The sequence below is a fragment of the Sorangium sp. So ce385 genome (genome assembly GCF_051474135.1).
Lineage (GTDB): Bacteria > Myxococcota_A > Polyangia > Polyangiales > Polyangiaceae > Sorangium > Sorangium cellulosum_D.
Genome location: NZ_CP150337.1, coordinates 1,523,476 through 1,534,268, shown reverse-complemented (window position 1 = coordinate 1,534,268; position 10,793 = coordinate 1,523,476). Strand labels below are relative to the sequence as shown.

Below are 10,793 nucleotides of genomic sequence, written 5' to 3'. Positions count from 1 at the left end.
CCCGAGAAAATGAACCACAGAGAAAATGAACCACAGAGACACAGAGGGCACAGAGGAAGAGAGAGAGCTCGGAATCTTTTCTTCATCCCTCTGTGCCCTCTGTGCCTCTGTGGTTCCAATCTCTTCATTCTCGGGCGTTTCAAGAGAATGGGTGCTCCAGCGCTGCGTTCCGAGCGCCGGTGCGCGCCGCTCCTCGGGCGCTGCCCTCACCGCGCGGGGACGCCGGCCGGCGGCCCCTGGGGCATCAGCATTTCGCCGGCCGTGATGGACACGGTCGCCCCGCGCGAGAGCCCGAGCGTCACCTGGGTCCCCGCGGGGACGACGGAGAGCGGCAGGTAGAGATACGCCATCTTCCCGCGGACGTCGTGGCCGTCGACGGACACGATCACGTCGCCCACCTGGAGGCCCGCCTGCGCGGCGGGCCCTCCGGGGCGCACCTCGATCACCTCGAGGGTCTGCGCGGGCCGCTCCATGTCGAATGCGTCCTTGATCGAGAACCCGAGATCGCCAGGCGGATTTTCCCGCCCGACGCGGCGCTTCGCCATGACGACGCGCCCGACGTCGGTCACCACGCCCGGCTGCGCGTCCACCGGGAGCGCGGCGACGTCGTAGGGTGAGCCCATCGGATCGGGCGGCGCACAGACGAGCATGATCGGCCCGGAGGGGGCCTGATTCACCTCGAAGCGCCCCGCGTCGTCCGTGCGGATCTCCTGCTGGAAGCTGCCCGGGCCCACGGGCGGCACCCCCTTGCGAGGATAGACGTTGATCCGCACCCCGGCGATCGGCGCGCCGCCGTCGAGCGACACCACCTGCCCTCTCAACGAGGCGCGCGGCGCGAGCGCGAGCACCACGCCGCTCCGCTGCTCGCCTGGCGCGAGCGCGACCTCCACGGACGCCGTCCCTTCCTGCGTCTCGGTGGAGAGCTCGTATTTCCCCTCCGGGAGGTCGCTGATCGTGAATGCGCCTGCCGTGAAGGCGAAGGTCTCGGCGCGGAAGAGCGCCGCTCCCCGGTCGAGCGCGCGGACGGTGAACTGCTCGGGGATCTTCCCGGAGGGCACGGACAGGGTGCCCGAGATCGCGCCGGCCGGCTTCAGGGTGAGCGTCACGCTGTCGCCGGTGTGGACGCGCTCGGCGAAGGCCTCGCCCCCTCCCTTGCGGTACGCGTGGACCGTGTACGTGCCCTGGGGCAGGCTCCCGACGACGAATTTGCCCTCGGGATCGGTGAGCACCGGCGATTGCGCGAAGGCGCCCCACCGCGCCCTGCCCTGGTTGCTCGCCCCCGGCGGGCTCGCGCCCTCGAGCTCGCGCTCGGCGTGGACGAAGGCGTCCGTCACCGGCTCGCCGATGTCGTCCACGACGCGCCCGTGAATCTCGCCGTTCCGGCGCTCCACGACCAGCGTGACGCGCGCGCTCGCCCCCGCCTCCACGCGCGCGGAGGCCGCCGGGGGCGCAGCGCCGCGCTCGCCCGGGCCCGGCGGCGGCAGCGCCGGCGGCGCGTCGCTGGCCGAGACCCGGTAATCGCCCGGCGGGAGCCCCCGCATCACGAAGCTCCCGTCGTCGAGCGATCTCACCATCCCGCCCGCGGGCGGCCGCATGAGCCCCATCGCCGCGCCCGGCGCCCCCATGTCCGGCGGAGCCCTCAGGATCGAGACGTTCACGCTCGCGACGGGCTTCCGGTCCTCGTCGACGACGATCCCCTCGATCGCGCCCCCGCGGTCGACAACGATCGTCACCTCGGGGGCTTGCTCGTCGCGGAGCTCGACCTCGACGGGCGCGGGCTCGGCATGGCTGACCGGACGCGTCATGATCATGTACTTCGCGGGCGCGAGCCCCTTCAGCACGAAGGTCCCGTCGGGCTCGGTCCGGGCGGCCGCTCCGGTGGCGCCCCGGGCGCCTATCATCGCGGGCGCGTACGCGTGGACGGCGGCGAGGACCGGGCTCTGGTCGCGGTCCACGACCCGGCCGCGGATCGCGAGGCCGGCGCGCACGGTCCACACGAGGTCTTCGACGTCGGCGTCCCCCACCTCCACGACCGGGTAGGTCGGCTCTGCGACGTGGTCGGCGCAGGCCACGAGCACCTCGTAGGAGCCGCGGAGCACGGCCTCGAAGAGCACCGAGCCGTCGGCCTCGATGGCGGCGCTCTGGATCCCGGCCTGCCCCGGGCTCAGCAGGGCGACGTTGCCGCGCTTGCAGGGCGCGCCGTCCGGCGCGACGTCCACGCGGCCCGCGACGACGCGCGCCGGGTGGACCTCGATCACCACCTCGCGCGAGGTCTGGCCCAGGCCGAGGAGCACGCTCTCGCGCGCCTGGCCGAGCTTGCCGAGCGCGCGGGCGACCAGCCGGTAGCGCCCCGGCGCGAGCCGATCGACGCGGAAGCGGCCCTCCGCGTCGCTGCGCGCCGCGGGCATGCCGTGCATCGGCCCCCACGCCCCCTCGCTGTCGAGGGAGATCGTCGCCCCCTCGACCGGCGTCCCGGTGCCTGCCTCGACGACCCGCCCGACGAGCGCGGACGCCGGCGTCAGCAGGAGCTTGAGCGAAGGCCCCGGCGCCACGCCGTCCCTGAACGCCGCGGCGTAGCCGTCGGCCTGAGCGCGCGCGACGTAGGGCCCCTCGTCGATCCACGCGGCGTAGCGGCCCTGGGCGTCGGATCTCGCCACCACCGAGCCCATCCCTGGCTCGAGCCAGTCGAGCGTGACCAGCGCGCCGGAGATGGCGCCGCCGCCGATGTCCTCGACCTGTCCCCGGACCTCGACCCCGCCGGCCGGGAGGACCAGATCGACGCCGGCGCGCGCCTCGCCGGCGCCGAGCTCGACGAACGGTGTGCGGGCGGCGTCGGGCGAGGCGTAGCGCGCCGGGCGGTGATGCGGCGCCGAGGCGGTGATCGTCCAGCGCGCGGGCGGCAGGCCGGAGAGCGCGTAGCGGCCGTCCTCCGCGGAGGGCGCGCACACCGGCTCGCGCGCCTCGGCGGGCGGCGGCGCGCCCGGCGCGGCCGGCTCGACGACGGCGCAGACCACGGCGCCGGCGACCGGCGCGCCCGCGGGCTCGGCGACGCGGCCGGCGATGCTCCCGGGCTCGCGGGGCAGTGGCTCGGTCGCGCGCCGGCGCGCCTTTCCCGCGGCCGGCGCCGCGCTCGCCGGCGGAGGCGCGGCGCTGCCCGGCGGCGCCGGGGTGGAGAGGGAGCAGGAGGAGCGGACGAGGAGGGCGAGGAAGGCGAGGCAGAGCACGCCGAGCGCGCCCATCGTCTTGGTCCAAGGTCGCTTCATCGGGCTGTCTCCGGGGCGTTCGCGAGGGCCGTCAGGGTAGGGCACGGGAAGCGAGCGGAGGGCGAAGAGCACATCACCGGCGCGGAGCGCGCGTTCCGTCCCTCCGAGTCCGGTGGCTGGCCCCGCCGTGCGCGTGCGCGGCCCCGTGCTCGTCTGCCGTCTCCCGTCTCCCGTCTCCCGTCTCCCGTCTCCCGTCTCCCGTCTCCCGTCTCCCGTCCTCGTCTGGCATCCCCGTGCGCGTGCGCGTGCGCGTGCGCGAGTTGCTCCGGGTCCGATCTCGCGCACGCGCACGCGCACGAAAGACGGGAGACGGCAGACGGCAGACGGCAGACGAAATACCGCGGACGAAAGATCCGGGGCGCGCCACGGAACAGGCGGAAGGCTGAATACGCGACTTCCACACACATGGGCTCCCATTGTCTCAGATCGGGCCCTCGCCGACGATCAGGGTATCTGCCGCGCCCGTCTTCATGCTCTCATGAAAGGAAACCAAGAAAGGTCCGGTGCAACGAGATGCGCGTGTTGTCTTCCTTGACCGTGGGGCACCTGCTCTTACGGCTGTCCTTGCTCCTGTCCGCCGTCGCCGGAACCGCCTGCGGCGCCGATTCGCCGCCGGTGGAAGGGGAAGACCTCCCGTCGTCGGCATCGTCGGGTGGGGAGGGCGGCACCGCGGGCGCCGGCGGGCTGGGCGGCGGCGGCGATGCCAGCGGCGGGGGTGGCGCCGGCGGTGAAGGCGGTGGCGGCGGCCAGGGCGGCAACGGCGGCAACGGCGGCGCCGGTGGCCAAGGCGGCAACGGCGGCGCCGGTGGCCAAGGCGGCAACGGCGGCGCCGGTGGCCAAGGCGGCGCCGGTGGCCAAGGCGGCAACGGCGGCGCCGGTGGCCAAGGCGGCAACGGCGGCGCCGGTGGCCAAGGCGGCAACGGCGGCGCCGGTGGCCAAGGCGGCGCTGCCGGCTCCGGTGGCTCCGGCGGCGCTGCCGGCTCCGGCGGCTCCGGCGGCGAGGCCGGCTCCGGCGGCTCCGGCGGCTCCGGCGGCTCCGGCGGCTCCGGCGGCTCCGGCGGCTCCGGCGGCTCCGGCGGCGGCGAGGACGTCCCCCCGGTGCGCGTCCGGCTCATGGCCGCGAACCTCACGAGCGGAAACCTCCAGAGCTACGACCCCGGCCACGGCCAGCGCATCATGCAGGGGGTCAGACCGGATATCGTCCTGCTCCAGGAGCTCAACTACGGCAACAACAGCGCGGACGCGCTCCGCACCTTCGTCACCGACACCTTCGGCAGCACGTTCAGCTACTACCGCGAAGCGGGCGCGCAGATCCCGAACGGCATCGTGAGCCGCTATCCGATCCTCGAAGCCGGCGAGTGGGAGGACAGCGAGGCGCCCAACCGAGACTTCGCCTGGGCGCGCATCGACATCCCCGGCCCGATCGACCTCTGGGCCGTCAGCGTCCACTTCCTGACCTCCAACTCGAGCGACCGCCAGGCCGAGGCGCGGCAGCTCGTCGAGCGCCTCCTCGAGCGCATGCCCGAGGGCGATTACCTGGTCATCGGCGGCGACTTCAACACCGACACCCGGACAGAGTCGTGCATCTCGACCCTGTCGGAGGTCGTCGTCACGTCCGGCCCCTACCCCGCCGACAGGAACGGAGACGCCGATACGAACGCCGGCAGGAGCAAGCCGTACGACTGGGTGCTCGTCGACGACGACCTGGATGCGCACGAGACCGCCGTCGTGCTCGGCGAGAGCAGCTTCGCGAACGGCCTCGTGGCGGACACCCGCGTCTACACGCCGATCGCGGAGCTCAGCCCCGCCCTCGCGACCGACAGCGGCGCCCCCCAGATGCAGCACATGGGCGTCGTGCGCGACTTCTTGATCCCCGTGGACACGTCCCCCGTCGATCCGACGCCGGGCGCGGCCGCCGTCTTCCTCAACGAGATCCTCGCCAACGAGCCCGACAGCGTCACGGCCAGCGAGTTCGTCGAGATCGTGAACCTCGGCGCGTCGGCCGCCGACCTCGGCGGGTGGACGCTCTCCGACCGCGTGTCGGTGCGGCACACCTTCGCCGCCGGGACGACGCTCGCGCCCGACGCGGCCATCGTTGTGTACGGCGGCGCGACGGCCGTGCCCCCGGGCGCGAGCTGGGCCGTGGCCGCGTCCACGGGGCTCCTCGGGCTCACCAACGCGGGCGACGACGTGACGCTCAAGGACGCGTCCGGCGCCACCGTGGACGCGATGACCTACGACGCGACCCTCTCCGCCGACGGCGTCTCGATGAACCGCGACCCCGACGCCACCCCGGGAGAGCCCTTCGCGCTGCACACCGCCCTCGCCGCGAGCGACAGCTCGCCCGGCACGCGCGTGGACGGCTCGCCGTTCTGAGCCGCAGCGGCCCGCCGGGCGCCGCCCCCGCCGCGCCCGGCAGCGGCGGCCGCGCCAGGCGGGCGGCCCTCGCGACGCCGCGGCCGGAGCGCGCCCGCGCTCAGTTCCAGAGCCGCGCGACGAGGCCGTACGTGGGGAACGTCTGCCGCGTGCCGGCCACGAGCAGCTTGCCGTCGGCCGCGACCGTCATCGACTGCACGGCGTTCTCCTCGCCGAGGAACACCTCCTGCACCCCGTTCTCGCCGAACGTCGGATCGAGCGCGCCGTCGGGCAGGAAGCGCGCGAGCGTGGGCCGGCTGGCCGCGTGCTCCCCCACGTTGCCGGCGACCACGATGCGGCCGTCGAGCTGGAGCGCCATGTCGACCGCCGCGCCTCCCGGAACCCCGGCGAGCGCTTGCCCGTCCTCCCCGAAGGTCTCGTCGATCGTGCCGTCCGCCTCGAACCGCACCACGAGGTAGTCGCTCGATCCCGCCTCCTCGCTCCGCGCGGCCACGAGGATTCGGCCGTCGGGCTGGACGGCCATCGCGACCGGCTCCTGGAGGCCGGCGCGCGTCACCCGCATCATCCCGAGGCCGCCGACCGCGCCGTCCGCGGTGAGCTCCAGCAGCACGAGGTCCCGCTCGCCGCCGTCCTCCACCCAGCCGGCCACCAGCGCCGCGCCGCGCGCGCCCGCCGCGAGCGCCGCGCCCGCGCTCGCGCCCGGGCTGCCCATGGACGGGACGGTCCAGCCCTCCGTGCCGAAGTCGCGGTCGAGGTACCCGTAGGTGGGGTTGATGGCCGCCACGAAGAGCTGGCCGTCGCGCTGGCCGGTCACGAGGAGCCGCTCCGAGGCCGACAGATCCATGGCCGCGACGCGCTCCTCGCCGCCGAGATCGAGCAGATCCATGCCCGTGTTGGCCGAGTCGACGCGGTCCAGGGTCCCGTCGTCGCGGTAGCGGAGGAAGGCGATGTCGTCCGTCGCGTCTCCGGGGGCGTAGCCGACGAGGAAGACGGCGCCGTTCAGGAGCCGCGTGATCCCGCGGAGCTCCTGGTATTTCGTGCACCCGCAGAAGCGCTCCGACACGCTGCCGCCCGCGAACGACGCGTCGGCCGCGCCGTCGCCGAGCAGGCGGAAGCCCTCGAGGCGGGCCCCGCCGAGGCCGTCGATGCTGTTGCCGGCGGTGAGGATCTTCCCCTGCGCCGTCTGCCGGATGTCGTAGAGGCCCCCGCCGTCGGAGCCGAGGTTCCAGGCGGAGATGCCCGCCTCGCCGAAGCTCTCGTCGAGCGTGCCGGGCTTTCCCGTGACCACGGCCCGCACGGTGTCGGTGCGCACGGTCCCGCCGGAGGTCGCGACGAGCTCCAGGTCGAACGCGGTGCCCAGCGTGAGCGCCCCGGAGGCGCCGACCTCCAGCCTGCCCGCGCTGCTGCCGGGCGCGATGGTGATCGCCGTGGCGACGAGGCCCGGAGGCGGCGCCTGCACGTCGACCTCGACCGGCCCGTCGAAGCCGCCGATCCGGGTGATCGCGACGTCGACGTGATTGACGCCGTTGTACGGGACGTTGACCCCGGTCGACTGGATGGCGAACGTGAAGTCGCCCTGGGCCTGGCCCCCCTGCCCTCCGCCGCCCTCGGCCGGCCCCCCGCCGTGCGTCGAGGTCGAGGCCGAGGACGACGACACGCTGGCGCCGCCGCCGCCCGCGCCCGGGTCGAGCGACACGTCCTCGATGCCGAGGAGCGCCTCGCAGCCGAGGAGCGCCGCGGCGCCCCCCAGGAGGGCCGCATGGGCGGCGATGCAGGCCAGGAAGGCGGGGTTTCGACGGGGTGTGCGGCTCACGGGATCGAAGAGGCTAGGCCACCCGCGCCACCGCGTCGAGACGGCGGCCGCGGGCGCTCCCGCGCGGGCGCTCAGGCGCGCGCGGGCGCCCGGTGCAGCTGCAAGAGATCCGTGGACGGCGCCCGGCTGGTCAGCCGGAGGTCGTAGCGCTCCTGCAGCAGCCGCAGCACGTTCGGCGAGAGGAAGGCCGGCAGGCGCGGCCCGAGCACGATGCCCTTCACGCCAAGGCTGAGCAGCGTGAGGAGCACCGCCACGGCCTTCTGCTCGAGCCACGAGATCACCGGCGTGAGCGGCAGATCGTTCACCCCGCAGCCGAACGCCTGGGCGAGCGCGCCGGCCACGCGGATGGCGCCGTAGGCGTCGTTGCATTGCCCCATGTCGAGCAGCCGCGGCAAGCCGAGGTGCGTATTTCTGGTGCTGCCGTGCAGAGCCGTAGTGGCCGGCGAGGTTCGGGTGGGCCGCGAGCTTCGGATACGCGTGCGCCGGGAGCATCTCGCGGCGCGCGCCCTCGACTGGCCATGAGCTCAATCAACGATCGTGCCGCCGGCGCGCGCCGGGGCTCGGGCCGAAAGGCACGGGTGAAGCCCGGGTCTCCGGCGCTCCCCCGTGCCGGCCGAGGCGCAATCATCGCGCATGGGCGCAAACGGTGGGAGTCGAGCCGGAGCCTCCGTGTCGGCCCGAGACGAGCGCCGCGATTCACCCTTGACGCCGGCAAACCGCTTTGGTCTTGCTTCTCCCTGGCCCCCTCCACTGGAAAGGCTGATGCAGATGACGCCTCCTTCGGAAAATGAGTTTTCAAATCGCTCCGGCCCACCGCCGGCAAAGCGGTCCCCTTCGATGACGATCCGGAGAGCCCCGCTCCTCCTCGTCGGGCTCCTGGGCGTCGCGCTCGCGAGCGCCTGTTCCTCGGGCGGCGGCGATGGGCCGAACGGCACCACCGGCAGCGGCGGCGGGTCCAGCTCGGCGGGGGGCTCCACCGAGGCGACCGGCCCGACGAGCACGAGCGTCGGCTCGGGCGGCGGCGCCACGACCGGCGCCGGGGGCGATGGCGCCGGAGGCGAGGGCGGAATGCTGGGCTCCGACGAGGAGTACCCCCTGCCGGACTCCCTGCCGGACGAGACCGGAGCAGACCTCTGGCTCCGGTACCCGAAGGTCCCGATTCCGAGGCGCCTCGCCGAGTACCAGGCTGCCTTCAAGCGCGTCGTCAAATCGGGCAGCGGCGCGAGCCTCGACATCGCCGAGGCCGAGCTGGTCAAGGGCCTGAGCGGCCTCACCGGCGGGGCCGTCGAGACCGGCGCGGCCGTCGACGGCCCGGGCGCCGTGGTGATCGGCACGGCCGCCTCCGACATCATCAAGGGCCTCCCGCTCGCGGCCCGCCTCGGCGACCTCGGCCCCGAGGGCTACCTCGTCGAGGCCGCGGACGTGGGAGGCCAATCGGTGATCGCCGTGGCGGGCAACACGGAGGTCGGCGTGCTCTATGGCGCCTACGCCCTCCTCCGGCACCTCCAGAGCCACAGCGCCCTCGCCGGCCTGTCGCTCGCGGGCTCTCCCAAGATCGAGCATCGCATCCTGAACCACTGGGACAACCTCGATCGCAGCGTGGAGCGCGGCTACGCGGGCCGCTCCATCTGGGACTGGAGCGCGCTGCCGGGCACGCTCTCCCCCCGTTACAAGGACTACGCGAGGGCCAACGCCTCCCTCGGCATCAACGGGACCGTGCTCACCAACGTGAACGCCAACGCGCAGGTCCTCACGCCGTCGTACCTCACGAAGGTCAAGGCGCTCGCCGACGTCTTCCGCCCTTATGGCATCAAGGTCTACCTCACGGCCCGCTTCAGCGCTCCGGTCGAGATCGGCAACCTGAGCACGGCCGACCCGACCAACGCCAACGTCAAGCAATGGTGGGCGAACAAGGTCGACGAGATCTACAAGCAGATCCCCGACTTCGGCGGCTTCCTCGTGAAGGCGAACTCCGAGGGTCAGCCGGGGCCGCAGGACTACAACCGCACGCACGCCGACGGCGCCAACATGCTCGCCGACGCCCTCGCGCCCCACAAGGGCATCGTGATGTGGCGCGCCTTCGTCTACTCGGACACGAGCCCTCCGGACCGCATCAAGCAGGCGTACGAAGAGTTCAAGCCCCTCGACGGCAAGTTCAAGGCGAACGTCCTCGTGCAAGCCAAGAACGGCCCCCTCGACTTCCAGCCTCGAGAGCCGTTCCATCCGCTGTTCGGGGCGATGCCGAAGACGCCGCTGGCCCTCGAGCTCCAGATCACCAAGGAGTACCTCGGCGAAGACACGCACCTCGCCTATCTCGGCCCGCTCTACGAGGAGGTCCTCAGGGCGGACACCCACGCGAACGGGGAGGGCTCGACCGTGGCGCGGGTCATCGACGGCTCCCTCCACGACTACGCGACCACCGCGATCGCGGGCGTCTCCAACGTCGGCGACGACGCGAACTGGACCGGGTCCCACATGAACCAGGCGAACTGGTACGTGTTCGGGCGGATGGCCTGGAATCCGGACCTCTCCGCGGAGGCCATCGCCGAAGAGTGGGTCCGCCAGACGTTCTCGAACGACCCCGCCGTCGTCGAGCCGGTCGTTCAGATGATGATGAGCTCTCACCAGACGCTCGTCGACTACATGACGCCGCTCGGCCTCGTCCACATCATGGGCAGCGACCACCACTACGGGCCAGCCCCGTGGGTGAACAACCTGAGCCGCGCCGAGTGGAACCCGGTCTACTACCACAAGGCGGACGCGAACGGCATCGGCTTCAACCGATCTCCCTCGGGCAGCAACGCGGTCGCCCAGTACTTCGGGCCCGTGGGGCAGCAGTTCGGAAGTCGGGACACGGTGCCTGACGACCTTCTGCTCTTCTTCCACAAAGTCGGCTGGCAGGACGAGCTGAGCTCCGGGCGGACGGTCTGGGAGGAGCTCGTCCATCGCTACAGCCTCGGCGTGGACGGGGTGGGGCTCCTGCGCGAGGCGTGGACGTCCGTCGAGGGCCGCGTCGACGCCAAGCGCTTCAAAGACGTGGCCGATTTCCTGCAGATCCAGCACTACGAGGCGCGCTGGTGGCGCGACGCGTGCCTCACCTACTTCGCCCAGGTCGGGAGGCTGGAGGTCCCGAGCGGCTATGCCCCTCCGGCGAACTCGCTGAGCTTCTACCAGGGGCTCCGCTGCCCCACCGACGCAAAGAAGCCCCGCTGCTCGCAGGTCTACACGGGGGAGCCGTCGCCGGCCATCCTCCCTTGAGCTCGCCCGGCGGGCGCGGCCCGGCCCGAGCGGCCAGCGGATCGACACCCGATCATCGGTAGCAACCGGGCTGTGCGGCGCGC

General features: G+C 73.1%; 4 protein-coding genes and 1 pseudogene. 2 read left to right on the top strand and 3 right to left on the bottom strand.

All coding sequences use genetic code 11. The annotated features are described in order from the left end of the window. Window positions 1–206: 206 nt before the first annotated feature. Window positions 207–3,263, bottom strand: a complete 3,057-nt coding sequence (locus WME83_RS05715) for a carboxypeptidase regulatory-like domain-containing protein (RefSeq protein ID WP_437318237.1) — start codon at window positions 3,261–3,263, stop codon at window positions 207–209. A 519-nt stretch (window positions 3,264–3,782) separates the two neighbouring features. Between WME83_RS05715 and WME83_RS05710 the strand changes: the two genes are divergently transcribed. Next, a complete protein-coding gene (locus WME83_RS05710) occupies window positions 3,783–5,639 on the top strand; it encodes a lamin tail domain-containing protein (RefSeq protein WP_437318236.1) in 1,857 nt (618 codons plus the stop codon). A gap of 100 nt (window positions 5,640–5,739) precedes the next feature. Here the strand turns inward: WME83_RS05710 and WME83_RS05705 are convergent, their stop codons facing one another. Beyond that, window positions 5,740–7,452: a delta-60 repeat domain-containing protein gene (locus tag WME83_RS05705; protein WP_437318235.1), complete on the bottom strand. Its 1,713-nt coding sequence runs from the start codon at window positions 7,450–7,452 to the stop codon at window positions 5,740–5,742. A gap of 71 nt (window positions 7,453–7,523) precedes the next feature. Continuing rightward, window positions 7,524–7,856 (bottom strand): annotated as a pseudogene (locus WME83_RS05700) (hydroxylamine reductase); the annotation flags it as partial. Between the two features lie 433 nt (window positions 7,857–8,289). Between WME83_RS05700 and WME83_RS05695 the strand changes: the two are divergent. Then, entirely contained in the window at window positions 8,290–10,710 is a 2,421-nt protein-coding gene (locus tag WME83_RS05695) for an alpha-glucuronidase family glycosyl hydrolase (RefSeq protein WP_437318234.1), read from the top strand. Window positions 10,711–10,793: the final 83 nt, after the last annotated feature.